The 24029-nt window shown below is 59.8% G+C and carries 23 protein-coding genes and 2 pseudogenes; 10 read left to right on the top strand and 15 right to left on the bottom strand.

From position 1 onward, the window contains the following. Nucleotides 1-7: 7 nt before the first annotated feature. Nucleotides 8-714: pseudogene (locus tag DESTE_RS04080) on the bottom strand (transposase family protein); the annotation flags it as partial. 277 nt (nt 715-991) lie between these two features. Here DESTE_RS04080 and DESTE_RS17880 point away from each other — a divergent pair. The 5 genes from DESTE_RS17880 to DESTE_RS04060 all read left to right on the top strand — a co-directional run bounded on the left by DESTE_RS17880 (nt 992) and on the right by DESTE_RS04060 (nt 3708). After that, complete coding sequence (locus DESTE_RS17880; protein ID WP_156925265.1) at nt 992-1300, top strand: hypothetical protein; 309 nt, start codon at nt 992-994, stop codon at nt 1298-1300. 164 nt (nt 1301-1464) lie between these two features. Next, nucleotides 1465-1650: a hypothetical protein gene (locus DESTE_RS04075; RefSeq protein WP_035065290.1), complete on the top strand. Its 186-nt coding sequence runs from the start codon at nt 1465-1467 to the stop codon at nt 1648-1650. Between the two features lie 49 nt (nt 1651-1699). After that, nucleotides 1700-2641, top strand: coding sequence for a hypothetical protein (locus DESTE_RS04070; RefSeq protein WP_156925264.1), 942 nt, complete (start codon nt 1700-1702; stop codon nt 2639-2641). Nucleotides 2642-2665: 24 nt separating this feature from the next. Beyond that, on the top strand, nt 2666-2932 hold the full coding sequence (locus tag DESTE_RS04065) for a transposase (protein WP_035065287.1): 267 nt from the start codon (nt 2666-2668) through the stop codon (nt 2930-2932). Beyond that, the gene (locus DESTE_RS04060; RefSeq protein ID WP_051384306.1) at nt 2926-3708 is read left to right on the top strand and encodes an IS3 family transposase; all 783 of its coding nucleotides are present in this window, start codon (nt 2926-2928) and stop codon (nt 3706-3708) included. The genes DESTE_RS04065 and DESTE_RS04060 overlap by 7 nt, the downstream gene beginning before the upstream one ends. A 63-nt stretch (nt 3709-3771) precedes the next feature. Here the strand turns inward: DESTE_RS04060 and DESTE_RS04055 are convergent, their stop codons facing one another. The 6 genes from DESTE_RS04055 to DESTE_RS04030 all read right to left on the bottom strand — a co-directional run bounded on the left by DESTE_RS04055 (nt 3772) and on the right by DESTE_RS04030 (nt 9099). Then, nucleotides 3772-5367, bottom strand: a complete 1596-nt coding sequence (locus tag DESTE_RS04055) for a cobaltochelatase CobT-related protein (protein ID WP_035069661.1) — start codon at nt 5365-5367, stop codon at nt 3772-3774. 74 nt (nt 5368-5441) lie between these two features. Further along, nucleotides 5442-6209, bottom strand: coding sequence for a Fic family protein (locus DESTE_RS04050; RefSeq protein ID WP_035065285.1), 768 nt, complete (start codon nt 6207-6209; stop codon nt 5442-5444). 76 nt (nt 6210-6285) lie between these two features. After that, nucleotides 6286-7311 (bottom strand): DUF3150 domain-containing protein, encoded by a 1026-nt coding sequence (locus tag DESTE_RS04045; protein ID WP_035065282.1) that lies wholly within the window; start codon nt 7309-7311, stop codon nt 6286-6288. Between the two features lie 45 nt (nt 7312-7356). Continuing rightward, nucleotides 7357-7644 carry a hypothetical protein gene (locus tag DESTE_RS04040; RefSeq protein WP_051384305.1) on the bottom strand — a complete coding sequence of 96 codons (288 nt, stop codon included), beginning with the start codon at nt 7642-7644 and terminating at the stop codon, nt 7357-7359. 76 nt (nt 7645-7720) lie between these two features. Then, on the bottom strand, nt 7721-8017 hold the full coding sequence (locus DESTE_RS04035) for a hypothetical protein (protein WP_156925263.1): 297 nt from the start codon (nt 8015-8017) through the stop codon (nt 7721-7723). Nucleotides 8018-8121: 104 nt separating this feature from the next. Continuing rightward, complete coding sequence (locus DESTE_RS04030) at nt 8122-9099, bottom strand: AAA family ATPase (protein ID WP_051384304.1); 978 nt, start codon at nt 9097-9099, stop codon at nt 8122-8124. A gap of 65 nt (nt 9100-9164) precedes the next feature. On the opposite strand from DESTE_RS04030, the gene DESTE_RS17490 reads away from it, so the two are divergent. Beyond that, nucleotides 9165-9698 (top strand): ribbon-helix-helix protein, CopG family, encoded by a 534-nt coding sequence (locus DESTE_RS17490; RefSeq protein ID WP_084559353.1) that lies wholly within the window; start codon nt 9165-9167, stop codon nt 9696-9698. 56 nt (nt 9699-9754) lie between these two features. Here the strand turns inward: DESTE_RS17490 and DESTE_RS04015 are convergent, their stop codons facing one another. The 4 genes and pseudogenes from DESTE_RS04015 to DESTE_RS04000 form a co-directional block, all read right to left on the bottom strand. After that, nucleotides 9755-10114, bottom strand: a complete 360-nt coding sequence (locus DESTE_RS04015) for a hypothetical protein (RefSeq protein ID WP_035065277.1) — start codon at nt 10112-10114, stop codon at nt 9755-9757. Between the two features lie 2 nt (nt 10115-10116). Beyond that, nucleotides 10117-11373: a hypothetical protein gene (locus DESTE_RS04010; RefSeq protein WP_156925262.1), complete on the bottom strand. Its 1257-nt coding sequence runs from the start codon at nt 11371-11373 to the stop codon at nt 10117-10119. Between the two features lie 71 nt (nt 11374-11444). Further along, nucleotides 11445-12158, bottom strand: coding sequence for an ERF family protein (locus DESTE_RS04005; protein ID WP_035065272.1), 714 nt, complete (start codon nt 12156-12158; stop codon nt 11445-11447). Nucleotides 12159-12618: 460 nt separating this feature from the next. Then, nucleotides 12619-13544: pseudogene (locus DESTE_RS04000) on the bottom strand (helix-turn-helix domain-containing protein). Between the two features lie 491 nt (nt 13545-14035). Between DESTE_RS04000 and DESTE_RS03995 the strand changes: the two are divergent. Then, nucleotides 14036-14701 (top strand): IS1595 family transposase, encoded by a 666-nt coding sequence (locus tag DESTE_RS03995; protein WP_035069645.1) that lies wholly within the window; start codon nt 14036-14038, stop codon nt 14699-14701. 33 nt (nt 14702-14734) lie between these two features. Beyond that, complete coding sequence (ycaC, locus tag DESTE_RS03990; protein ID WP_035065268.1) at nt 14735-15364, top strand: isochorismate family cysteine hydrolase YcaC; 630 nt, start codon at nt 14735-14737, stop codon at nt 15362-15364. A gap of 38 nt (nt 15365-15402) precedes the next feature. On the opposite strand, the gene DESTE_RS03985 is transcribed toward ycaC, so the two are convergent. From DESTE_RS03985 to DESTE_RS03975, 3 genes are all read right to left on the bottom strand, one after another. Next, nucleotides 15403-16977, bottom strand: coding sequence for an MFS transporter (locus DESTE_RS03985; protein ID WP_035065266.1), 1575 nt, complete (start codon nt 16975-16977; stop codon nt 15403-15405). 162 nt (nt 16978-17139) lie between these two features. Further along, nucleotides 17140-18990 (bottom strand): amidohydrolase, encoded by a 1851-nt coding sequence (locus tag DESTE_RS03980; RefSeq protein WP_035065265.1) that lies wholly within the window; start codon nt 18988-18990, stop codon nt 17140-17142. A 146-nt stretch (nt 18991-19136) separates the two neighbouring features. Next, a complete protein-coding gene (locus tag DESTE_RS03975) occupies nt 19137-19841 on the bottom strand; it encodes a pirin family protein (RefSeq protein WP_035065262.1) in 705 nt (234 codons plus the stop codon). A gap of 354 nt (nt 19842-20195) precedes the next feature. Here DESTE_RS03975 and DESTE_RS17485 point away from each other — a divergent pair, with 354 nt between their 5' ends. Further along, complete coding sequence (locus tag DESTE_RS17485; RefSeq protein ID WP_198015325.1) at nt 20196-20612, top strand: NirD/YgiW/YdeI family stress tolerance protein; 417 nt, start codon at nt 20196-20198, stop codon at nt 20610-20612. 483 nt (nt 20613-21095) lie between these two features. Here DESTE_RS17485 and DESTE_RS03970 read toward each other — a convergent pair whose 3' ends face one another. After that, nucleotides 21096-22163, bottom strand: a complete 1068-nt coding sequence (locus tag DESTE_RS03970) for a hypothetical protein (RefSeq protein WP_051384303.1) — start codon at nt 22161-22163, stop codon at nt 21096-21098. Between the two features lie 1036 nt (nt 22164-23199). Between DESTE_RS03970 and DESTE_RS03965 the strand changes: the two genes are divergently transcribed. Further along, entirely contained in the window at nt 23200-23637 is a 438-nt protein-coding gene (locus tag DESTE_RS03965; protein WP_035069639.1) for a Ros/MucR family transcriptional regulator, read from the top strand. The last annotated feature ends 392 nt before the right edge of the window (nt 23638-24029 follow it).

Here is a 24029-nt window from a genome sequence, read left to right as displayed (position 1 = left end):
AGAATTACCGGCTATTGCCCGAACGCACCGTGATGACTGACGTGTCGTGCTCCTCGGAAAAGGGCAGCCCGGACTCGTTGAGCATGTGTACCGCCGTAACCGGCAGCTTGCTGGTGTACAGCCTGCCGCAGGCGTAGCGGCTGTGGCAGTCGATGGCTGATTGAAGGTGATTTTCCCCTCGCCTTTCAGTGTGTCCACGAAAAACGTATCGACGGCCACTAGGATCGCCGCTGCACCGGGTTTCGATATGCCGCTCCCGGAATTCTGGGCTGAACTCTCCAGGGTGCGAACCTAGTCGGCATTTAGGGCTATTCCGTTATCTCGCACATGTCGCTCCAAGCGCAGCAGCCGCTCATGCCGATTCAGCATCCTGTTGCGAATCCGGACGCCTCGCACGCCCCCGGAACTGACCTGAGCACCTTGCAGCACCAGTTGCTGAGTCACGCGTACCCGGCTGTGTGTAGTGTACTCAAGGCTGTACGCCAGAATCCGTTCCACCGGCGCCTCGTCCGCCTGGTTCGGGTACAAATCTCGTGGCCCCGGTAGGGGATCCACGAGCACTTCAGTTCCGAACATTGAGTTATTACTCTGGATTTCGTAGAGCCGCTGCCGCGAATATCCCATGATGTGGCACACTTTGCTCGCGTTTTCCGGTTTGCTTGCAAGCTCAGGTAGGCTCAACTTCTTTCGCGCTACCTTCTTGCCAGTGGTCATGTCGGCCTCCTTGCTGGTGGTTGATGAAGCTTCACGGCCTCATCGTTACCTACTAGGTGAGCGCGGCATGACCTTTTTTTGGGGATTATTCACTGTCTGTTTGTGTAGCTTGCACTGGTAGATAATTAACACGTTGCTTTTTTATGGAATGAATTTTCACTAATATTGCTATAAATGCTACTATTATGGCGAAAAAATTATTCATGTTAAACATATTACTTTAATTTTTTAATGAATTAATCTTCATTTGCTTAATTTTTTATATGAGGAGAACAAGATGAGTGAGATTGTGAACTCTGTGCAGTTGGGCTTGCCGTTGATTTTTCCGCGATCAAGCATTGGTGAACTTACGGAAGGCATTATCAATCCCAAGACCTTGGCCAACCTAGACAGCCTTGGCTTAGGCCCCACAAAGCGTTGGCGAGTGGGACGAAGAGTCTTCTATGAGCGAGATTCGTTCATGGAGTGGTTTGCTCGCCGGGTGAAGGAGCCTGAACCTAAAACCATCCGGGGCGGCGCACCTGCCCCACAAAGCCGGAGTGCTGAAGTACTTGGCTATCTTACTGATGGTTTTGGGGCACGCTAGGCGTGCCCTGTGATTGGCCGCGTTGTTTCTGTGTAGCGCGGCCAATAGACATAGCCTACTTCATGCAGGCGAACAGAATTGACTTTTCGTAGGCCGGTTGACCGCGTTGTCCGCCAACGCGGCAGACTGCTGGCTACCCAACCGTCAACTCATGAGAAGTACATATGCATCCGAAAGAAGAGTTTTACGTTCCCATGGTGTCGCAGGATGATGTCAGTGCTCTTGCCGAGCGAATCAGGGAAGCTCTCCACACCTCGCCAGAGGATCTTGCGCAGGTCGAAGCTATCCAGATATCGCTCGTCCCTGTCATCGCAACGCGCATGGATATCACGATTATCCCGAAGCGGTAATTGACATGGGCAGGGAGGCATCCCTCCCTGCCCATGCAAAGGATTTCTTATGAAAGAGTTGCGCATTGAAAAAATGATAGAAACTGCGTGCAGAACGAGGCAACCGGTAACCAGTTCCTGCATGCTTGGGGAGCCAGTTTCACATGTCGAGTCTTCTGCCGTTGACATCGCTCCTGTACAGGCCACTTCGTTACCCCAGTCAAGTTTATCCCCTAGCTGGCAACGGGAGGCCTCATGGGCGCGGGACCAAGCATCACCAGTCCCGCATCAGCCATATACTCAGGCGAACTACTCGGCAAATACGACTCAATATTTCCCTGAAATATCACCCAAGGTAAGACAGGTGCTGGCCGGGATTGACGGCTCGAATCTGCCGTCGGACCTTACGGCGGATTCAAATGCGGAAGTATTCAGCGCGCTGGTCGAGTGGGAATTTGCAAGGCTCGCCGCTGACCGTCGCGAGCGCCTGCTTATGGCGCTTGGCATTGACGTTGACAGGCATTTGTGGCTTCGCCGAGGCGGGAATCCCAAGAGTAACAAGGGGGATGAGAGTATCATTTCCCTGGCGTCTTTAAGCCTGAATAGAGGCCCACTCGAAGCGGCTCAGGTCGTGGGAGGGCTGCTCGGCTTGAAGCCGGAATACTGCTTCCATACTTTTCCGGCTGGGAGCAATACCCCTCCCCCCCTGCCAACGCGCACCAGCATCATTGGGGAGTATATCCCGAAGCAACTCATCGTTCGAGGGCGCTCCTACCAACTCGAAGATGTGGACTATCTGCATGACTTCAGCGGATTCAAGGAGCAGGCTGTCTGCCGCTATGCCAACGGCAATGACGATTTTTTTGTGCTCGCGAGCCGAGTCGAGAGAGACGGCGAACCTGCACTGCGTATCGGTGCGGCTCCGGCCTCTGCCTGGCTCTATTCGCGCACGAGGATGGCAAGATATCGGAATATACTGCCCCCCATTAACAAGGTGGCTCTGTTAAGGTAGTTTTCTTCCATCCTTGGAGGAAGCATGAAACGCCGAGTCTGGGACAGCAAAAGCAAGGCCCGCATTGTGCTTGAGGGATTGCAGGGTCGCTCTGTGGCAAGCATTTGCAGTGAGTATCAAATCACTCAGGGTATGTATTACCGCTGGCGCGACACGTTGTTGGCCAATGCCGCCCTGGCTTTTGAGGTGGGCGCCACTAACCGACGAGAAGAACGCCTTGCGACAGAGAACCAAAAACTCAAGCAAGCCGTTGGCGAACTGACGCTGGAGTTAAAAAAAAACGACTGGTAAGCGGCAAGCGCCGATCCGGCCAGGCCCAGCTTCAGCGCGATGCCGAACTCTTGCCGTTGATCGAGTCCCTGAAAATGGAACATCCCTTTTGGGGCTATCGCCGCGTATGGGCCACCCTTCGGTATAAAAACGGCCTGATCATCAACGTCAAACGAGTGGCACGCCTGATGCGTCTGCATGGCCTTGGGGTGAAGCGCGCAGCCTTGCGGGCAAAGCGCACCCCTTCCGGAAGCAAGCCGCGCCCCGTCCGCCCGTGTCAGTGGTGGGGCATCGACATGACCAAGGTCATGACGGAAGGCGGCTGGGTGTATATCGTGCTGGTGGTGGACTGGTTTTCCAAGAAGATCGTGGGCCACCATGCCGACTACCGGAGCCGGAGCCATGAGTGGCTGCGAGCTCTGGATACGGCTATCCAGACGCACTTTCCCGGAGGCGTCCGGGGGCACGGCCTGAGCCTGATGAGCGACAACGGCTGCCAACCGACAGGAACGGCTTTTATGCGCGACTGCGCGACTCTCGGCATCACGCAGGCGTTTACCAGCTACAACAATCCCAAAGGGAACGCGGATACCGAGCGGACAATGCGTACGATCAAGGAAGAGCTCTTCTGGCTGCACGAATGGCGTAGCCTGGAACACCTCGACCGCGCCCTCTCTGACTGGATAGAAAACTTCAACACCACATACCTGCATTCGGCGCTTGGCTGGAAGACTCCGCAAGGCGTCCATCAGCAGGCAAACAAAACCTGGCGGAATTCTCCCTTAAAGGCCGCTTGATTTAAGGGGGGCATTACATCACGCTTCCCCATTGTCTTGTAGTCGTTGATCTCCTTACTTCCGTCATGCTCGGCGCCTTCCGACCAGCGCGCCTTGGAGCAAGCCGAACATCGCCGGGGCGAGTTCGGCCATGGTGTTGATCGTCCGGTGCCGTCCCGGCAGGTGCTGCAGGATGTTCACCGCGCCGATGCTGATGGCGTAGACCTCGAACCCCAGCCGTTCGGCGTGCCGGATGGCTTTCAGGGCGCATGTCGGCGTATCAGGATCGCCATCGGTCAGCAGCAGGATGAGCTTGCGAGCCTCACGCAGGGGCAGCATTTCCTGCATCACCCACCACAGGGACTCGGCCAGTGGGGTGGTCCCCACCGCGGACATCAGGAGCCTCGAATGTACCCGCTGGCCGTGCCGCACCAGACGGCCCACGGTTTTCTGTTCCGTTGACGCCGGGTCATGGCTAGCCGGAAAAGCGGTGATGGCCACGTTGATGCCGACGGTCTCAAGAGCCGAGGCCACGGCATGGCAGGTCGTGCTGGCCAGCCTGATGTTCGGGGTCATGGACCCGGAGCAGTCGAGAAGCAGATGCACGGCGGTGTTGATGCCGACGCGCGTTCCCTTGCGCATGAAGATGCGAGCGTCATCCGTGGCGATGCGGTGGAGCCTGCGCGGGTCGAGTTTCCCGCTTCGTGCCCCGTGGGTCCGGCTGACGGTCGCAGCCTGCAACAGGCCATGTAGCCGAGTCCGCAGGGCCGTCGATGCCCGTTTGGCCTCGGCGATGTCGTCGGGGTGCAGGTCCCAGCTTACCTTGTGGGTAACGGTGGCCACGTTCACGGGCAATCCGTCGCTGGCGGGTGCCTCACGCTTCAGGGCCTCACCAAGGATTGCACCGAATTCCTGCGGAAGCTCGTCCTCCTGGGCATGCAGCAGGTTTCGTATCCGTTCCCACGGTGATGCCGTGGGCTGGTTGCCATTGCCAGCCCCACCCTCAGGGTCACCCCCGGCCTGGCTGGTGTCCGGATTCGTACCTGACGCGGGTTGCGGCGTTTGCGTTGCCTTGTCCAGTTCCGCGACTATGCCCCGAGCATGGGCAATTGCTTCGATTGTTGATGCGCACGAGGTAGGTACCGCTTCTACAGCGCAACTCATGCGGGTAAGCAGGCCCGGGCAGAGTTTATCGAGATGTGCCGCGATGGTGTCGCGCCGTTTCCCGATGGCCGGGACGTCCCACGCCCGAACCGTAAGCAGCAGCCAGTTCAGGAACAGCACTGCGGGATCGTCCGTTGGCCCTGTCGCCTTGCCGTCGAAGAAGTGACCGATGAGCCAGTCGAAGTTTCCCCGGCAACCGGGGAACGCCGTGACCAGCCGGTTCTCCACCCTCCAGTCCTCGATGATGTTCCACACATGGTGCTCAAAGGGGGTAAGATTCGCAGCCTTCAGCGCCGTGAAGTCGGTATCCCGCAGGTGGGCGGCCTCATGGTCGATGTAGCCACGGGCCAGTGCGAGGAAGGTGTCGGGCGCGTCCACCGGCAGTGCGGGGAGGTGGATCGCGCTACCGTCCGTGTAGGCCTCCGTGCCCCCGATGGTCACGGTAACGCCGTATTTCCTGCCGAGCACGTTCGCCACCAGCGGCAGCGAGCGCATCACGGCGCGTGTATCCAGCATGTTGTCCTCCAAATGCGAAAAGGCCCCGAAGCGTGGTGCTCCGGGGCCTTTCGTGGCTGGTGTGTATCGGATGATCAGGCAGCGGTGCCAAGCAGCCGCCAGTATGGTTCGAAGCTGGCAGCCACCAGCGCGCCGATCTGGCCCAGGAAGGGGGCGTAGTCGTCGCGCACCCCGATGGCGTCGAGATTCTCGTAGTACGCGGCCCGCTGTTCCACCGGTATGATCACCGTGGGGAACCCGGCCCGCATAAGTTCAAGGTTCATCAGCAGCCGGGCGGTGCGCCCGTTGCCGTCAGTGAACGGGTGGATCACCACGAAGTCGGCATGGACGCGCGCGGCCAGTTCCACGGGATGCAGGTGCGCCGCCGCATCCGCGTACCACCCGAAGAAGGCGTCCATGCGCTCCTGCACGTGCAGGGCATCGGGCGGGGTGTGCCCCGCGCCGGAGATGATGACGTTGCGGGTCCGGTAGCGCCCCGCGTCATCGGCAATGCCCCGGAGCACCAGTTGGTGCAGGTCCTTCAGGGTGCGTTCGTCCAGCCCGCGTCCATCCTGCACCACCTCTTCCAGAAAGCCGATGGCTTCCCTGTGGTTGATGGCTTCAAGGTGCTCGCGCATGGACTTGCCGCCAATGGTCACCCCGTCTTCCAGCACCACCTTGGTTTCCATGAGGGTCAGGGTGTTCCCCTCAATGGCGTTGGAGTGGAAGGTGTACCGCAGCACCATGTCCGCCCGCAGGTTGGCCACGATGTCGGGCGGCAGCGGACGATGCCGGTCGAGCCGCGCCTTGAGGGCGTCGAGTTGGGCGAAGTCGATGAGCGGTGTGGGCGATGGGGTTGTCATGGCGTGCTCGCAAGTAGCTTGAAATCAAGTTAACCGTTTCGATAGGTAAACGGGTTGGCGTGGCCTGTCCAGCCACCTACCACAGTCCGCAATTGGGCAGCACGGGTTGCAGGTCGGGCATGACCTCGCGGGGGATGGCGTCCAGCGCAAGATCGTCCCCAAGGTCGGGCATGTCGTCCTCTCCTTCTTCGGGTTCGTCTGCGGACGCTATCCGTCCATTCTCCATGCTCCCATCCTGCCGCAGCAGAGCATCCAGCAGATCGGACGGGCGGTGCCCCTCGATGATCCGCTGACCGTGCTCCATGAGCGCGGACGGATCGCGCAGCAAGGCCACCAGCCCTTGCAGCATGAGCAGGTGCGCCCCTTGTATCCTGCCCCGCTTGGGCAGGTTGGCGAAGGCCGTACCGATGAGGTCGGCCACCGGAGCCACCCTCGGTTCCACGAAGGTGAGTCCGGCCAACTTCTGGTGGATGGTCCGCAGGGGAGACAGCGCCTTGTGGGTCACTTCGCTGCGGCCCGCATAGCACTTGTGCCAGGCCTCGGTGGCGGCCTTGGCCACCTCGTCGAACAGGGTCCGGCCAAGCCCGCGCACCTCTTCCGCAAGCCCCTGGGCCACCGGCTCCACATCGCCCGGCGCGGGCGGCACAATGCGGTAGACCTGCCAGCGGAATCCCATGCGGCTGCGCACGTAGTCCGCGCTGACCGTGGAATCGGCGATGATGCGTTCCCACTCGCCGTGCCGGGCTATCCAGTCCCGAACGGCGTCATCGTACCGGGTGAGGAAGGTATCCCTGGCGGCCAGGAATTCGGCCCGAATGCGGTCGAGTTCTTCCACAAGGACGGGGGCTTTTTCCTCCGGAATGCCCCAACCGCCAAGAAAGCGTACGCCGTGGCGGTCGAGCAGGTTCACCGCGCGCGCCTTCAGCGTGCCGAAGATCTTCAGTTCCTCGGGGTCGCAGATGCGCTTGCTGCCGAGCGAGGCAAGTTCCTCCGGCGGCAGGTCCGCGCCGCCGAAGTCCGCCGGGGTCAGCTTGCGGCGGGCGGTCCAGATGTTCACATCGAGGTTGATGGCCATGAGGCAGTTCAGGATGGTGTCGTTCATGTGCGTGCTCCATAAAAGCGGAACGCCCCTCGGGGGAGGGGCGTCCTAGATTCCGTTGTGGAAGTGGTAGTGGTCTTTCTCGATCTTCTCCGCGGCCTGTCGCCACATCTCCTGTACCGGGTCCTCGTCGAGGCACCGGCCCCACCCGATGGTGTGGACAGTGACCCGCGAGGGATGGGGTTCCTCGTCATCCCCGGTCCAGGTGCTGACCTTGAGGAGGTAGAGTTCCGCTTCCGCCTTCCAGTGGTGGCGAACGCCGTTGGTGTGGATATCCCGGACGAGGTGGATGCTGCGAGAGAAGGGGAAGATGCGCATGGCGGATGTCGCTTTCATGAGTGTGTGCTCCTCGTGGGTGCGGTGTAGGTCGGAGTCGTTCCAAAATACGGAACCGTCGGGAGGGAAATCGCGGTTACGGGAGGGGGCCGTATGACGAGACGAGCCGGTAGCCTTCCTTGAGTTTTCCGAAGACGCGTGACCGCGCCTCGCGGATGGGGTTGCCCCGGTTGCACCGGGTGATGGCCAACGCGAGCTGTTGTCCTTGCGTGTTGCGCTTGCCCCAGTGGAGGTCGATGCCGTGTTCTTGAATGGTGCAGGACCAGAACTTGCCGCCCGAAGGCGTGTCCTTTTCGAGGCGCAGCCAGGGAGGAGAAGGGAGGGAGGCGAAGAAGGCGGGGTCACGGGCCTGACGGGTGAGCAGGGAATCCATGAACTGGAGCACCAGGCCGGTATTGCCCGGGATTCGGGGAGTCGCGGCATCCTTGCCGGGGGTGTCCGCAGCGGACGTGTTCGGCGCGGTAGCGGCGTCCCCGCTCACTCCCCCGTGGGGAACATGCGCTGGGCGATCTCGTGGAGCAGAGTTCGGGTTTCTCGGGTGGCCTTGAAGCCAAGTGTCCGGTCGAGGGCGTAGGCCACGGGCTGGATGCCCTGTCGGGCCAGGGGCTGGAACCGCTGGGTCAGGTCGGCCCAGCGAATCAGGGTACGAGTGGAGAAGGTCACCTCGATGGAGGCGCCATGCGCCGTGCCCGATTCGCCCATGAACAGACGCCGGACCTCGTTGGCATAGTCGATCATGGTGCGCCGCAGAGGTGCAGGGAGTTGCGGCGCGATGCGTTCCAGCAACCGTTCTTCGGCTACGGGTTCGGGGTAGCCCATCTCGCACAGCCAGAACCGGTCGAGAAAGGCGAGGTTCTGGCGCAGGGTGCCCTGGTAGAGGCCCGTTTCGTCGGAACCGCCATTGGTGTTGGCTGTGGCCGCGAACCGGAACATGGGGTGCGGCGTGACCAGTTCGCCGCCGTTCTCCGGGATGCACAGGGGCTGGCCGTCGAGGATGCCGTTGAGTCCCGTGGCCGTGGCGGGTTCCAGCAGGTCCAGTTCGTTGAGGAGCAGGATTCCTCCGTGCTTCATGGCCAGCGCCAACGGTCCGTACCGAAACTCCATGGAACCCTGATGCACGGACAGGTGGCCCACCAGGTCGGGAAACTCCAGCCTGCCGTGCCCGGTGACCTCGAAGACCGGGTAGTTGAGCCGGGCGCCCAGTTGCCGGATGGCGCTGGACTTCCCGCTGCCGGTGGGGCCGAACACATAGAGCGGATCGGATGCGGTCATCAGCCAGACCACGATGTCGCGCGTGGCCTCGTGGAAGATGTAGTCAGGGTCAGCCTTTGGGGTATACGTCGAGGGCTGGCGGTAGCCCTTGATCATGCGGCCCGACGGGGTGCCGCTGAACACGGCGCCAGCGTCAAGATCGACGGGCTGCAACGCGTGCAGGCCCGAATCGGTATGGGGCATGGGGTGCTCCTTGATGTTGTGTCGGTTAGGGATGTTGAGTATGCCGTCGGAATGGGGAGGTGCGCATGGTCGATTGGGATACGCATCTCGACCCGGAAACGAAGGAACGGCTGGATGCTCTGGCCAAGGCCATGGGCAGGCCCGTCCCTGAGCTCGTGGCTGACGCCGTGCGGCGGTATGTCCGGGACGAGGAATGTGCTGTGGCCGCCATCGCGGAAGGCGTCCGTCAGGCGGATGCCGGACTCTTCGCATCGGATGATGAGGTCCGGGAGTGCTTCGCGCAGTGGGGCGTGGAACGGAACTTCGAAAGGGCCCGTGAAGCTACCAGATTAGGCGTGAATGCCTACGGAGTGACCATGCTGCATGCGACGATCATCCGTTTCGACAAGGCCACCGTGGACCGGCTGGATGAGATCGCCGCAGCCACTGGCAGTACGCGTGCCGCAGTCATCAAGGATGCCGTGGCGCAGTTCCTTGACCGCGATGCGCGGTTTTGCCGCATGGTGCAGCAAGGGCTGAACGCCGTGCGCGAAGGTCGCGTGGTGAGCCATGCTGATGCCAAGGCCCGGATACGCGCCCTTGGCATCACCCTGGAATGATCCGGAAGCGGTGCGCCTGGGGCTGGCGCTGACCGAGGGGGCTGCGCCGACGCCCCCTAGCCGAAGTCGATGGTTCGGAACAGGCGTGCGTCGAAGGGATTGTCCCACCAGCCGCCGAGAATCTCGGCATCGTCAACATCCTCGCCGATGCGCAGGAAGAGGTAGTCGTCAACGTCAAGTTCATCCATGACGTCGGTGATGAACCGTACCTCCTCGAAATCCGCGTACCATTTGACGCCTTCCCAATAGTACAGCACGCCTTCCGAGTCCGGCGCGTCCTGCCTCAGGCCGTTTTGCAGGAACAGTTCGATGTCGCCGGGGTTGGTGGCATGCTGCCTTGCCTCGTGCATCGCCGCATCAAGCCGTGCCCGCCCGTTGCCGGACAGGCACAGGGCGACTTCGCTGTAGTATCCCATGGTCATTCTCCTTTTCCGTTGATGGGGCTGATGAACAGCCGTTCATGGGGTTGGCCGGTTTTCCGGGCTCGCTCCAGAATGTCTGTCGCCGTTTGGGGATCTCCGGTCAGGGCCTGCAGTTCCTCCTGCAGGGCAGCCTGGTCGATGGTCTGTCTGCCGGGCATGGATGCCACCCGAAATCGGTGCCTGCCCGCCGTTATCCAGTCCCTGGCCATGCAGTCGCTTACCGCCGCGATGCGCTGGAAGGCGGTGCGGATGCGCCCTTCGATGGCCGTGATATCGCCTTCGATGGCGAGCTTGCGTTCCTTCAGGCTGGCGAGATGGTCGAGGTCCGCCGCGTGGGCGGGGCCGAGGTCCACGGGCATGCCGTCAACCCGCATGGGTCGGAACTTTGGGCAGGTGGCGTTGGCGTCGCACCAGTCGCACAGAGGGTGAAACCCCTGGCAGTACGGGAGGTCGTCAAGCGTCAGCCGCCCCGCCTTGACGGCGTTGACGGTTTGCCAGAGGTCGGCGGCAGTGTTGCAGCAGATGCCGAGCATGGCCCGGTTGGGCGTGTATGGCCCGAAGGCCTTGGCATCTGCCATGGAGATGGAGAGCACCCAGCCTTCGATGGTCACGCCTTCCGGTGTGTTTGGCAGGTCGATGCCGAAGAGCAGCCGGGCCGCCTCCGGGAAGGTCTTGCGGGTGAAGACCGGTTGGCCGTCTTCGCCGCGAAGCGAGCAGCACGGGCGATGCCAGGTACTCTCCAGCAGGCCGATCTGCCCGTAGAGTTGCACCTCGTTGGAGGTGTAGAGGGTTTCGGGCAGGTGCCCGTTGCTCTTGAGCTCAAGCACCCGGATGACGGGTGTCGGGGCTTCGTGGATGAGGGTGATGTCGAGGTGCGCCTTGATAGGCACACCGTGGAAGGTGGCGCTGATTTCCAACTGCGGAATGAGCCGGTGGCCGCTTCTGGTGAGGGCGTCGGTGATCCCAGCCTCCTGCCAGTGGCCTCGATGCAGGGGGAGGTGGCGCTTCAGGATGGAACCGACATGCTGAGGCGGGATGATGTGGGGCTGCGTGCCCGGAGGTGCCAACTTGCGGGCAGCCGCCGAGCGCAGGCATTCCGTTGCGGCGCCGATGTCGGACATGCCGACGTAGGTGCTGCGGTCGCCCAGTTGGGTCTGCGTGGCGTGGATTTCCTGCGTAAGCAGGGATTCGGCGAGGAGGGAGAGTGGGGCCGACAGTGCCGGAGACATGGGGGATTGCGGGGGCTTTGTCATGGGAGGCTCCATCAAGTGGACGAGGCTCCCCCATGGCGGGGGAATCCCCGCCCTTGGCGTGGTGATGAGGATCAGGCGGTCTCGGCGTACCGCCACCAGACTTTGCGCTCGGCGTTCCATTTGAACCCGGCAGCCGAGAGCAGTTGTTTGCGGGCAGACGTGTTGCCCGACGCCAGAATGCAAAGACGGCCATCCTGGGCGGTGGCCGTCGTGTAACTGACTCCATCCAGCCGTGGCAGTAACGCCAGGGCTGGATGTGCTGTTTCTGCGGGCTTGGGCTGTGGTGTCGTCGGTGGTTGGGACGGTTGCTGCGCAGGTGGGGCAGCAGGCTCTTGAGGCCGCGGCTGGCGAGGCGTTCTCTGCCGTGCGGGCCTGTCGCGGGATGCTGCCTCCCCGTCATCATCGTCTTCCGTCACCATGCCGAGCATGGCCGAAAGCGCATACCGACGGGCATAGGTCATGGCGCTGCCGTACCCCTGCGGATCGGCCTTGGGCAGGGGCATGACCAACAGCGACGACTGCCACTGGCCGGATTCCGCGTGCGTGAGCTTGGTGACAAGGCCGAGGTGCCCGGCCTCGGCCGGAACCGGGTACTGGGTCACCCAGATGCCGTTGGTCAGCAGCGCATCCCGGCAGGAATCCATGACAGAGTTGAGGGTGGCATAGCGGGACTTGGCGAATGGATTCTCGCGGTCCTTGATGGCCGGTTGCAGGGTGTGCTGAACGGCGATGAGGGCCTTGGCGAGGTCGGTGACCTCGGGGGAGGTGTACTGAAGGCTGTCCATGGCGACTCCTTGGAATGAGAAACGCTATGATAGGCATTTCGGGGTATATAAGAAAAAATATCTGTTTGCTCAGATATGTAATATATACATGAGTATTTATGAATGACAGAAGTGTGGGTATGTAATGGAGAGAGTAGATGGTGCGTATAAGTATTTTAGATCTATCTAAACGTTGTGCTTATACTGGTAATGATTTTTTGAGGGTGGTATATGCCGTAATGCTAGGCAATGATATGCTGGGATCGTACTTAAAAATAGTAAATAACGACGTTGATGCGTAGAAATAATTCGATAGTCTACGTTGATTAATGATGAAGGAAGATGAATTTATACATAATAACATATGCACAGAGACATGTATGGACTGCGCCGAGGTGGCAAGCATTTTTTGCGGCCAAAGGTACGGATGCATGTACAGAGATAGTATTCACCTGACACTGCCGTGTCCGGTGGGGTGCTGTCAGGCTGTCTGTTGCCCTTTGTTGTCCTCTTCCTGCCGACCTTTGGGGAGGCCATCAAAGATGGCTGGGTATCCGACCATTCATGTTTCTGCCTTGCTGCGCCCGTTCGTGAATGTCCTGTCCAGCCGCTCCACGAAGCCGTTGCTTTGCGGGCGTCTGACGCGGGTTGTCCGGTGTTTGACGCCTTCCAGTTGCAGGAACAGTTCGTAGGAGTGCCTGTCGGGACGACTGCAACATCCCGGCTATTGTCGGAAAGTACTGTGATGATCGCCGTGTCGTGCTCCTCGAAAAAGGGCAGCACGGGCTCGTTGATCATGAGTACCGACGTAACCGGCTGATTGCTGGTGTACAGCCTGCCGAAGGCGTAACGGCTATGGCCGGCGATGGTGATTGCAGGTAGATTTGTGCCCACGAAAATTTGTCCACAGCTACCAAGCCGCCGCTGCACCGGGTTTCGATATGGCACCGGAATTTTGGGCTGAGCCGCTCCAAGTTGCGAGCATGGTCGTCATGCAGGGCGATTCCGGTATCTCGCACATGCCGCGCCAGACGCAGCAGCCGCTCATGTCGGGTCAACATCCGGCTGCGGTTCTAGACGCCCCGCACGCCCCCCGGAGGGGACCTGCACACCTTGCAGCACCAGTTGTTGGGCCACGCGTACCGGGCCGTGCGCCGGGAATTCAAGGCTGTACTCCAGAATTTTTTCCGCCGTCGTCTCATCCACCCGGTTCGGGTGCGACTCTCGTACCCCTGGCAGACGGTCCGCGAGTCCTTAAGCCCCGAACGCCTGGTAATCGCGACGGATTTTGTAGGATTGCTGCGGTGAATACCCCATAATGCGGCACGTCTTGCTCACGCTATCCAGTTCGCTTGCAAGCTCCAGCAGGCTAAGCTTTCTTCGTGCTACCTTCTTGCCAGTGGTCATGTCGGTCTCCTGGCTGGTGGTTGATGAAGTGTCGCAACCTCATCGCTACCCCCGTCGGGCACGGCATGACCACTTCCTTTCGGATGGCCTACTGTCAGATAATACTAGTTCAGCACATTCCATCACGCCGAATATGGCCGAAAATGCATGTCTGGTGGATCGGCACGACAACTCCGCATTCAGCCGTATGTGGCGGGAAGATAATACGAGTGGCGTCCCAAGCTTGGGTCTCATTCCCCTGATGCTGCGTATGGCTATTGTCCAGTGTAACATGCCTGTCTGGACGCCCGTCTGTTATCTCGGGATGAACCTGTTCTTCTTGTTTTTATCTTACAAAAGTATTTCTTGCGTGTTTTGTGGAAATATGCCTTGTCATGGTACAAGTGTCCATGGTTGAGATGACGTATTGGCCGTTAAGGATGCTTAGCAGGTGTGTCCCAAAAATTTAGAAGGCTCTAGACCATCAGGGCAAGCCCTGATAGGCTAGGATGATGTTTAAAAACAGCAAATTAAGCCGATATAAAGCCGGAAAAATTGCTGAATGCTTTTGCATCGATATTGATGCCACTAAAACTGCCTTGCTCCTGAAGTTCAACCGGAAGACCGTGAACAGGTATTTTCTGGCATTCAGGACGCTGATTTATGTTCACCAGACATCCCAAAAGGAGAAAATCCTGGGCGTTGTCGAGGTTGATGAAAGCTTCTTCGGTCCCGCCAGGGTCAGAGGACGCCCTGGCCCCAGAAAGCGAGGAAGAGGGACGCTCAAGCAATCCGTGTTTGGGATCTACGAGCGAAACGGCTCCGTATATACCGAACTGGTGCCAGACTGCTCGGCCAAGTCGCTCCAGGCGATCATCCGGGGAAAGGTTGCCTTTGAAAGCGTCGTGCACTCCGATGGGTGGCGAGGATACGATGTCGGCTATGACAAACACTTTCGCGTCAACAAAGCCAAGCACTTCGCCGAGAATGGTGTTCATATTAACGGGATAGAGGCTTTCTGGAGTTTCACCAAGCGCCGCCTCACAAAATTCAATGGGGTGAAGAAGAACTTCGAATTACACCTCAAAGAATGTGAATGGCGCTACAACAAACCTCTGCCCCAACTCATTGGCGAACTGAAGCGACTAGTCTCAAAAAACGAAGACCTGATGGTCTAGAGCCTTTAGAAATTTCCACCGAAGGAGTGCACAATGAAAAGAAAGCCGTACGTCCGACTCGACAAGAAAGATGCCGCCCTGCTTCTGGTAGACCACCAGACGGGACTTTTTTCCCTGGTGCAGGATTATGTTCCGGCCGACTTCAGGAACAGCGTCCTTGCCCTTGGCGCCATAGGCAAGTTCTTCAACTTGCCGACCATCCTGACCACGAGTCTGGAAAAAGGTCCCAACGGTCCCATCCTTCCGGAACTGAAGGAAATGTTCCCTAAGTCTCCCTTGGTGCACCGTCCCGGTCAGATCAATGCCTGGGATAATGAAGATTTCGTGAAAGCAGTCGAAAAGACGGGGTGCAAGCAACTGATTATCGCGGGCATCGTGACCGATGTGTGCGTAGCCCACGCGACGCTGTCCGCGCTTGAGGCAGGGTACCAGGTCTTCGTGGTGACCGATGCTTCGGGGACGTTCACCCCGGAGGTCCGCGATGCTTCCTGGAATCGTATGAGCGCCAACGGCGCCCAACTTCTCAACTGGTTCAGCGTCGCCTGCGAACTCATGCGCGACTGGCGCAATGACATGGAGGGGCTTGCCGGGTTGCTGGCCAGCTATATGCCTGCCTACGGCAATCTCATCACCAGCCACACCCATGCTGCCAGCCAGAAGTGACGCTTCGGCATCGGGCGACCGGAAGCGCCCGTGACACTTCAGGCGGGTTTCACCAGATGACGTATGACCGGGGGATTCTCGTTGTCATGGAATGCATTGAGAATCCCCTGGTCAGCTTGGTCTGCATGTGTGATGCGCACGTGTTGGCGCTGGTGCTCCATCCAGTTTTCCACCACGAAGCATTCCATCACCCGGCCCGGTTCGGCGAGGTCTTCCCATATATCCCAGCGCAGGGCTCCGTCGCGCTGGCGTACAGCCCGAAAACGGCGCAAGGCCTTGATGAATTCCACCTGTTGTTCCGGCAAGACCCGATATTCGATCTGGACAAGCACGGGGCCCTTGTCGTCGGCGGGCTGCACTGAAACCACAGGCTCCGCCCAGTGATTGGATGGCGCCAGATCCGCGCCGGAATCCTCCGGAAGCCGCCAGACACGCGCCAGGAGCAGCCCGACGACATGGCCGCAGGCGGCCAGGGCCAGCGCCGTGGAAACACCGGTGCGGGCCGCGACGGTCCCCCAAAGTATGCTGCCCCCCGTCATGGCGCCTTGAAACACAAGCAGATAGACAGCCAGGACGCGCGCCCTCACCCAGTTCGGCGCGGCCATTTGCGCCGTGACATTCAAGGATGTCAGCATGCCGATCCAGGCAAGGCCGGCCACGAACATGATCGCGCTTCCTTCCCAGATGCTCCGCGCTAGCGCCAGCGCAGCCGTTGCAATGGCAAACAGCACTGTCGCGCCAACGGATACCCTGTTGGCCGAGGTCCGCTTGCGCAGCAGTTTGAGCAGGAGTGCACCCATGACCGCGCCTGCCCCCATGCAGCCAAGAAGTGTCCCATAACCCGCCGCGCCCAGGCTCAGGCCGCGTCTGGCGACAAGGGGGAGCATTGCCCACAGCGCGCTGCCGGATATGAAGAAACCGGCGGAGCGGATGAGGACAAGGCGTACCGCGTGGGCGTGGCGGGCATAGCGATAGCCGGCCCTGACCGCGCCCAGAAAATGCTCGGGGGGCAAGGGGTGGGAAGGAGGGGGGCGTTTCCAGCGGAACAAGACGAGCAGGACCGCCATGACGGAAAGGGCGTTCAGCGCGAAAACGGCGGGTGGACCTGCGAGCGCGACGATCACGCCTCCAAGCGCCGGGCCGATGGCACGTGAAATGTTGACCCCCAGGCTGTTGAGCGCGACGGCATCAGGCAGGGACGCCTGACTGACCAGTTCAGGGACGATGGCCTGCTGGAGGGGGGCGCTGAACGCGGCGGATATGCCCAGCGCGAATGTCGCGGCCAACAGCACGAATGGCGTCGTCAGGTTCTGCCACGTCATTACGGCGAGAATGGCGGCCGCAACAAGCCCTGCCGTCTGCGCGGCAAGCAGCATGCGCCGTCGGTCGGCAATGTCGGCCAGCGCCCCGGCAGGCAGCGCCAGCAGGAACATCGGCAGGGTTGTCGCAGCTTGCACGAGCGCCACCAGAAGCGGGCTGGGCGATAGCGACGTCATCAGCCAACCCGCCCCCACATCGTGCATCCAGGTGCCGATGTTGGAGATGATGGTGGCGATCCATAGCGCCCGGAATACCGGGGTACTCAACGGGTTCACGTTGCGCGATGCAGTCATGATGCGCCTTCCATGGGCGAGGGGCAGGGTATTTCCCTTGCGGCCTCTCGGGGGGGGATGTGCCGGTTCGGCCATGCAGGGAACGGGGACCGGCGGCACGGCCTTTCCGCAGACGGGGCGCACGGCAACGCCGTGCGCCCAAAGGTGTGCGTGCAGGCGTTGCTACACTGCCCAGCAACTGCATCCGAAGATGCCCCAGAAGGTTCTGGCGTCCGCTGCGGGGGACGCCGCGCCAAGCGCCGCCGCGTGGTCATGGCCATGCACCACGCAGTTGTTGGCGCACCCGCAATGCCGGGCCAGCTTCGTGCGGAATTCTTGCGGCCGGTGATAGCCGCCAAAACTGGTCACTGGCGACCACGCCGGCATCGGCTTTGGCAATTCCGGCGCAAGTGGGGCGTAATCCCCCTCGCCGTGAACTACCTTGCCGCCCAAAAGGGTGAGCACGGACCGCAAATGCACTATCTGGTCTTCTGGCACGGAGAAATAATCATCTGAAAGAACAGCCAGATCCGCAAGCTGGCCGACGCTGATCCGGCCTTTCTTGCCGTGCTCGGCAGAGAACCAGGTGTTCGCGTCGGTCCAGAGGCGCAACGCGGTTTCGCGGTCCAGGCGGTTGGCTGCCGGATAGAGGGAAAGCCCGCCGACGGTTTTCGATGTCACCAGCCAGGAAAGCGAAACCCACGGGTTGTAACTCGCCACACGCGTGGCGTCCGTACCGGCCCCGACGTGAAGCCCCGCCTCCAGCATGCGGCGGATGGGCGGGGTGCGCGCCGCGGCCGCCGCGCCATGGCGTTCGACAAAATACTCACCTTGGTAGGCCATGCGATGCTGCACGGCAATGCCGCCGCCAAGCGCCGCGATGCGGTCTATGTTGTGGTCGCTTATCGTTTCGGCATGATCGAAGAACCAGTTGATGCCGGAGAGCGGGATATCCCGATTGACCTTTTCAAAGACGTCCAGCGCGCGCCCTATGGTTTCGTCGTAGGTGGCATGCAGACGCCAGGGCCACTTGTGCTCTGCCAGAAGGCGGATGACGGGTTCGAGGTCCGCCTCCATGTTCGGCGGCATTTCAGGACGCTCCATCCGGAAGTCTTCGAAATCCGCAGCGGAATAGACAAGCATTTCCCCGGCGCCGTTGTGGCGGTATCTGTCATCGCCCTGGCCCGGCGAAAGCCGCTTTACCCAGGACGAGAATTCCGCCAGTTCTTCCTTCGGCTTTTGCGTGAACAGGTTGTAACTGATGCGAATCGTCAGCAAGTCTTCGGCGTGCAGCTTTTCGATGATCTCGTAATTTTCGGGGTAGTTCTGGAAACCGCCACCTGCATCGATCACGCTGGTCACGCCGAGCGCATTGAGTTCGCGCATGAAGTGCCGCGTGGAATTCATCTGGTATTCCGGCGCCAGTTTTGGCCCCTTGGCAAGTGTGGCGTACAGGATCGTGGCATTGGGCCGGGCCAGCAGCAGCCCGGTGGGATGACCGGCGGCATCGCGCACGATTTCTCCGCCAGGCGGGTCGGACGTGTCCTTCGTGTACCCGACGGCGCGCAGTGCCGCTGCGTTCAGCAGGGCCCGGTCATAGAGATGCAGGATGAACACCGGCGTGTCGGGAGCGATGACGTTCAACTCATCGATCGTGGGCAGCCTTTTTTCGGCGAATTGATGCTCTGTAAAACCGCCCACGACGCGCACCCATTGCGGCGGAGGCGTGCGGTCGACCTGTATCCTGAGCATGGCAAGCGCATCGGACAGGCTGGGAACGCCATCCCAGCGTAATTCCATATTGTAGTTCAGACCGCCCCGGATGACGTGGGTGTGGCTGTCGATCAGGCCGGGAATGACGCGTCTGCCTTGGGCATCGATAATCGCGGCGTTTGGGGCCGCGGCGCGCGCCTCGGCTTCGGGGCCGACGAAAAGGAAACGACCGTCACGGATTGCAACGGAGTGTGCCGTGGGGGTGTGGCGGTCCAGCGTGGTGATTTTGGCATTGACGAGAATCACGCCATGGTCATTCATGACATCCCCTTGTGTCGTTGTTGGCAAAAGCAGGGCGTTGTGCTGCGGTTGTCAGCGCATGTCGGGGATGAGGCGCGTTCAGGTCGCCGTGCCCGCAGGGCACGACAGGAATTGCAAGAATCCGGCATGCCTCACTCCGTTCTTGCTCATGCCTTTGCCATTTCTATGATCAGCATGTGCGCCGTGCTTTCAGGGTGTATGAAAATGTTTTCTTCAACGATTTCAACGGCATCACGCATGGAAACTCTGGTGCCGTTGATCGTGGCCTGCCCTTCGATCATCACCAGATACGCCTGCCGTCCGGAAGATACCGAGAATTCCATGTGCTGCCCTTGGCTTACTGACGTCGCATAGGCATTGATGTCCGCATGGATTTTGATCGGCGCCGTTGACTGGCTGTTCTGTACACCCGTGGCGATTGGCAGCCAGTTGTTTACTCTTTCCGTGAACGCGAAGCGGTGGTCGCCGTATTGAGGCGCATACCCTTTCCGGTCGGGTAAAATCCATATTTGCAGGAACCGCAGAAGTTTTTTCCCGTGGTTGTATTCGCTATGCCGCACCCCTGTCCCCGCGCTCATGTATTGCACCTGTCCCCGCGTCAGCGTCCGTTCGTTCCCCATGCTGTCGGCGTGGGTCAGTTCGCCGTCAATGACATACGAGAGTATTTCCATGTCTGCGTGGGCATGCGGTCCGAATCCCGTTCCGGGTGCCACCGTGTCGTCGTTGAGAACTCTTAGAACGCCAAACTGCATGTTGTCCGGATTGTAATATTCGGCAAAGGAGAAGTGAAAGTGGCTGTCCAGCCATCCGTGCTTGCCTCGTCCCATATTCCTGCTGTCGATAAGCCGCATGTTGTTTCCTCCTGATGGTATGCTTTCATTTCCTACACGCCTGCCCCGCCCTTAGATATGAAAATTCGCTACGAGTCTTGCATATTTCTTACTGTTGACAGCCGGCAAGAAGGGCATCTTGCCCGCGCGGGGTTCTGGCCCGGCTTCCCGGTCGGGCTGTGGTGTTTCGATGTGCAACGATGAACAGCATGCGAGTCGGCAGGTGAAGACGCCGGAGCCGGTGGCGGTGACGGCGAGTATGCCTGTAGGGAAAAAGTGCGCGGCATGACTTGTACTGGTGGCAACGGGATATGCGGCGTGCCATTCCCAAAGAAAACACCAACCGATACTCTTTCCACAACTGCGAGGTGTACCATGCCGACGAAAATGAGATTGTGTATCTTTGCCGTGTTGTTGCTGCTTGCCGCGCCATGGCTGCCCAGAACATTTGCCGCGACAAGTCAGGGAGGATTCCATAGTGCTCCGTTGTCCGGCGGATTTTCCGGGCCTGGGGTATCCTTCAGAACGGTGCAGCAAGCGCATGGCATGCGTGATGACTATCCCGTCGTGTTGCGCGGCAGCATCATACAACACCTTGGGAAGGATAAGTATTTATTCAAGGATACCACGGAATCGATCAGTGTCGAAATTGACCAGGACAAATGGGCCGGGCAAAATGTAGCGCCAGGTGATACCGTGGAGTTGTATGGTGAAATAGATGAGGATTGTGGATGTGGAGCGGTTGGTCAAAGTGCGGTAGGCTCGACTTGGTCTGATGCTTCCCGCTTTTGAGCAAGGGAGGGAACACTGTTTTGTTGGAAATGCAAACGAACCATATTGCCAGGATATGCCGAACCTGGGCCTTTCCGGGCTACCTCTTGCCGGTTCCCAATGGTGCAGGTTGCCGGGGGTGTGTGAAGATGCCCCCAGCCCCGGGCCGTTCGGTGTGAGGATTTTCCCGTTTTTTGCCTCAGGTCGGACATGGCTGGCCTGAGGCAAAAACCAGTTCCGCCGGAGTATCGTGGCCGAGGGCTCTGTGTGGTCGGACCTGCATTGGCTTGATCACCTGCCCGTCGCGACGCGCTCTCTGGCTGCGGGCCGCCGCAGGCGCAACCTCACTGCTGTCTCCGTCGCATCAGCCTCGAGCACGCAGGCTCGTTGCGGGTGGTGCAGCGTACCTGCCTTCAGCACTTTCAGCACGGGGCGTGGATGAACGGGTTCGGTCGCAAGCAGGCGACTCCGCCGCGCGTGACAAGCGTCGCCTTTTCGTGCGCTCTAGTCAGGTGGTCCGGGGGGGCTGGCGTCTCGCGCCCCACGATGGCTTGCCGGTTGCCAAATGCGTTCCGCATGGCGCGCGATCAGGAAAAAGCTCACGGCCAGTACCGTGAAAAAAACGACTTTATGTATGCTGTCCCAAAAGATTTCGAAATATCTTGTATAGATGTTTATTCCAAGAAACGTGATGCCAAATCCACGCAGCATGCCGCAGTCTGTGCGCAGCCCCACCCATATTGCGGTACATGCGGCGATGGCGAAGAGAAGGCTCCATTCAAAAAGCTCCGACTGCCGTGTGCCCTGCCATCGCCCGGAATCAAGGTTTCCAAAAATAGACAATATCCACAGCGCAACGAATAGATAAAGCAGGCCCATGGACAAGGTTACGCGCTCAAGCCCCCTGTGCATCAACGGCGAACGCAGCGCATACGCCGCCATGGTCAGTAATGCTCCGAACAGCACGAACCGCAAGGGGTAGTTCATGCCAAGCCAGTATGCACCCCAGCCGGATTGATAGCCGCTTTCCAGGCCAACGTAGCTGCCAAGGGATAGCAGAAAGAACGTCCATACAAGTCCTGAACGGCCAAACCATCCGATCGTGGCATAAATACCGCACCCCATGAGAAGGAGCGGCGCGGGATTGTTATTGTCTGTGCTCAGGGCAACGCCCAGCTGCCATATGCCTATTGCAGTTGCGATAACCCCTATGGAGAGCAATGCTTCGTTGGTATATCGACGCTCAGGATGCCGATGGCGGCGTGTAAAACCCCATGCGTATAACGCCACGGAAATAGTTCCAGAAAGAACGGCGCGGTAAATGGCGGATAGCTGGAATATCAGGAGCAGCTGTTCCAGTAAATAACTGTCTGAGAATAGGCTTCCCAATGCGGTAACGAGGCAGGCGATGGCAATCCATAAAGCGTAGCGCGCCAAACGTTGCCAGTCAAAAGAGGAAGCCGAAATGCTCTCCTCCAACCGAGTGCGTTCCCCTGTGGTCAGGATCCCTTCGGATTGCCATCCATCCAGCGCTTTGCGGACGATGCGCAGATGCTTTTTGCTGAGCTCCATCTTTACCATCCATGCTTAGATGCGCGATCGGCGCATTGAACGTTCTGCTGCATTGTCGGTTGCGAACGGTTTTCGCTGGACATCAAGGTGCCAAAGCGCGGTACGTGACAACGCCGTGCCATAGTTTTGCTGGCTGGCCGTGGACGGAGAGAGGCGACCGCCCGGCCATGCCGCGTTCGCAGCATGGTGGTACGGCATCTCCGCAACCGGGAAGGGGGGGGCGCATGCCTGGACCAGGAGGTCAGCGCCCAACCTGTCCAGCCCGCCCGGCTTGACGCCGCGAGCCGTGTCCGGTCCTGCCCACGGAATCCCGTATGTCCTGCCTGTCAGTATTGGGCGGCCGGACATGCTGTTGCTGGCGCCCCTCCGCGGCGGGGTGATCGTTCAAGTGTCGCCGGGGACGGGGATTCCCCGAGCGATGTCGGCGAGGTCCGGGGCCTTCCTCGTCGCGCATGTGGTGTTGTCTTTGCGGCGGTCCTGCTTTTGCCCCGTGGTCGGGGGCTGGCCGGAGCCGTTCATGGTGGCGCGCGGGCATGTGGCGGTGCCAGGTCGGGCCGCCGAATCCATCGTACGATCTGCCGTGCGTCGCCCCCGCCCACGCGCGGCCCCGTTCCGCGGGGTAGTCGTGATGTCGCGTGCCGCACCCCGACAACATTGCAAGAATGCACAACAAGTATAGTGCCGGGAGAGCCATCGGACATAAGCCCTCGGGCCTCCATCTCGCGGATTCAGGCATGGGATTCCTCCGGATTTCTCGCCATCCGTGCGACGTAGATGGGCACGGGAGGGATATCTGGCAAACAGTCTACCGTGCCGACCTGATATTTCCCTTGTGCAGCATTGTGCAACGCATGTGATTGCGTGAAGGATGAGCTGTCCGGGGAGTTCCAACGCTAGGGGGCGAGGTGGTCGTGGTATGCAGCGTTTCCCTGTCGTTGCTATTGTGGCAGCAAAATGTGAGAAAACCATGTTAAGTACTATAGCAGGTTAACGCTACATCCTATTCCAGCCAACAATTCAAACGAGAGGTATGGCCATGGATGATTTGCTCAAGGCGGCTTTGGAACTCGTCAGAGCGCAAGCCTCTGTGAGGACGATGACGGCAGAAGAGATGATGAGCATGGCTCGGGCGATTGCCAGAACCCTTCAGGAGGCTTCGCAGTCGGACGTAAGGATCGCGGCGGATGAGTGCGCCCAGAGCCGCAGTCGTGCTGACAAGAAGCAGATGGCAAAAGCCATCAAGGAGCGAAGCATTACCTGTCTTGAGTGCGGCAAGTCCTTCAAGATAATTACTAGGAAGCATCTTGCGCAACATGAAATGGACCCTGACGGATATCGAGAGAAGTGGGGCTACAAGAAAGGAGTTCCGCTGGTCTGCAAATCGTTGCAGCGCGCGCGTCGCAAGAAGATGACAGATATGCAGTTGTGGGAGCGACGCCGCGTTGTCGACGAAAAAGCAAAAAAGAAACAATAAGATGTATGCCAAGGCTTGATATTTATTAGCTCAGGATTGATCTGGAGTGCCGTTCCGATTTTGCGGCACCGCGTGCAGGGGAATTGCGGTAGTCCCGATCTGGTCTTGCATCATCTCCTGCAAGAGGGCAGGTGCGAGCTCAGGTCGGGACTACTACACCTCAACACCCAGGCCGCATTCTTCGATGCGCAGCAGGAACGCATCCGCAGCCAGGCGGAATGACGCTCGGCCCGTCTGCGCATGCTGGTCAGCGCCGGCGCGATCAACCGGACCGAACTGGCCAGATAACGCATTCCGCAAACGTCAAATACCCACCGGCAAGACGTCGGTGGGCAGGTGGAGCCGAGCGTAGCCGGAAGGAATCATCCGGGGAGCAACCTGCTGCATATTCG

Origin of the sequence: Nitratidesulfovibrio termitidis HI1 (genome assembly GCF_000504305.1) — a bacterium.
In the GTDB taxonomy this organism is placed as follows: Bacteria; Desulfobacterota; Desulfovibrionia; order Desulfovibrionales; family Desulfovibrionaceae; genus Cupidesulfovibrio; species Cupidesulfovibrio termitidis.
Note: the sequence above shows the minus strand (reverse complement) of the source record. Positions and strands in the feature narration are given on the sequence as shown.

Coding starts and splice junctions, on each gene's coding strand:
- DESTE_RS04005 (WP_035065272.1), bottom strand. CDS start 12,158: ATGGACAGCCTTCAGTACACCTCCCCCGAGGTCACCGACCTCGCCAAG.
- DESTE_RS04050 (WP_035065285.1), bottom strand. CDS start 6,209: ATGACAACCCCATCGCCCACACCGCTCATCGACTTCGCCCAACTCGAC.
- DESTE_RS17485 (WP_198015325.1), top strand. CDS start 20,196: ATGCCGACGAAAATGAGATTGTGTATCTTTGCCGTGTTGTTGCTGCTT.
- DESTE_RS03995 (WP_035069645.1), top strand. CDS start 14,036: ATGTTTAAAAACAGCAAATTAAGCCGATATAAAGCCGGAAAAATTGCT.
- DESTE_RS03965 (WP_035069639.1), top strand. CDS start 23,200: ATGGATGATTTGCTCAAGGCGGCTTTGGAACTCGTCAGAGCGCAAGCC.
- DESTE_RS04065 (WP_035065287.1), top strand. CDS start 2,666: ATGAAACGCCGAGTCTGGGACAGCAAAAGCAAGGCCCGCATTGTGCTT.
- DESTE_RS04070 (WP_156925264.1), top strand. CDS start 1,700: ATGAAAGAGTTGCGCATTGAAAAAATGATAGAAACTGCGTGCAGAACG.
- DESTE_RS04055 (WP_035069661.1), bottom strand. CDS start 5,367: ATGCTGGATACACGCGCCGTGATGCGCTCGCTGCCGCTGGTGGCGAAC.
- DESTE_RS04015 (WP_035065277.1), bottom strand. CDS start 10,114: ATGGGATACTACAGCGAAGTCGCCCTGTGCCTGTCCGGCAACGGGCGG.
- DESTE_RS03980 (WP_035065265.1), bottom strand. CDS start 18,990: ATGAATGACCATGGCGTGATTCTCGTCAATGCCAAAATCACCACGCTG.
- DESTE_RS04040 (WP_051384305.1), bottom strand. CDS start 7,644: ATGAAAGCGACATCCGCCATGCGCATCTTCCCCTTCTCTCGCAGCATC.
- DESTE_RS03970 (WP_051384303.1), bottom strand. CDS start 22,163: ATGGAGCTCAGCAAAAAGCATCTGCGCATCGTCCGCAAAGCGCTGGAT.
- DESTE_RS03975 (WP_035065262.1), bottom strand. CDS start 19,841: ATGCGGCTTATCGACAGCAGGAATATGGGACGAGGCAAGCACGGATGG.
- ycaC (WP_035065268.1), top strand. CDS start 14,735: ATGAAAAGAAAGCCGTACGTCCGACTCGACAAGAAAGATGCCGCCCTG.
- DESTE_RS04045 (WP_035065282.1), bottom strand. CDS start 7,311: ATGAACGACACCATCCTGAACTGCCTCATGGCCATCAACCTCGATGTG.
- DESTE_RS17880 (WP_156925265.1), top strand. CDS start 992: ATGAGTGAGATTGTGAACTCTGTGCAGTTGGGCTTGCCGTTGATTTTT.
- DESTE_RS17490 (WP_084559353.1), top strand. CDS start 9,165: ATGGTCGATTGGGATACGCATCTCGACCCGGAAACGAAGGAACGGCTG.
- DESTE_RS04030 (WP_051384304.1), bottom strand. CDS start 9,099: ATGCCCCATACCGATTCGGGCCTGCACGCGTTGCAGCCCGTCGATCTT.
- DESTE_RS03985 (WP_035065266.1), bottom strand. CDS start 16,977: ATGACTGCATCGCGCAACGTGAACCCGTTGAGTACCCCGGTATTCCGG.
- DESTE_RS04010 (WP_156925262.1), bottom strand. CDS start 11,373: ATGACAAAGCCCCCGCAATCCCCCATGTCTCCGGCACTGTCGGCCCCA.
- DESTE_RS04035 (WP_156925263.1), bottom strand. CDS start 8,017: ATGGATTCCCTGCTCACCCGTCAGGCCCGTGACCCCGCCTTCTTCGCC.
- DESTE_RS04075 (WP_035065290.1), top strand. CDS start 1,465: ATGCATCCGAAAGAAGAGTTTTACGTTCCCATGGTGTCGCAGGATGAT.